We start from the raw sequence: 285 nt of genomic DNA on the forward strand, positions 1-285 counted from the left end.
AATGGCTCTAAAAAATGGTGCCGGCCAGAGGACTTGAACCCCCAACCTACTGATTACAAGTCAGTTGCTCTACCAGTTGAGCTAGGCCGGCAAAAATGGTGGAGAATGACGGGTTCGAACCGCCGACCCTCTGCTTGTAAGGCAGATGCTCTCCCAGCTGAGCTAATTCTCCATTTAACAATATTGCCCGGCAGCGTCCTACTCTCGCGGAACGTAAGCCCAACTACCATCGGCGCTAAAGAGCTTAACTTCTGTGTTCGGCATGGGAACAGGTGTGACCTCTTT

General features: G+C 51.6%; 2 tRNA genes and 1 rRNA gene. All 3 read right to left on the bottom strand.

Annotated elements, in window-relative coordinates:
* Window positions 1-15: 15 nt before the first annotated feature.
* Window positions 16-91: transfer RNA gene (locus LQ608_RS12430), tRNA-Thr, on the bottom strand.
* 5 nt (window positions 92-96) lie between these two features.
* Window positions 97-172: transfer RNA gene (locus LQ608_RS12435), tRNA-Val, on the bottom strand.
* 13 nt (window positions 173-185) lie between these two features.
* Window positions 186-285 (bottom strand): 5S ribosomal RNA (gene rrf, locus LQ608_RS12440); the annotation flags it as partial.

Origin of the sequence: Mammaliicoccus sp. H-M34, assembly GCF_022386495.1 — a bacterium.
GTDB classification, from domain to species: Bacteria; Bacillota; Bacilli; order Staphylococcales; family Staphylococcaceae; genus Mammaliicoccus; species Mammaliicoccus fleurettii.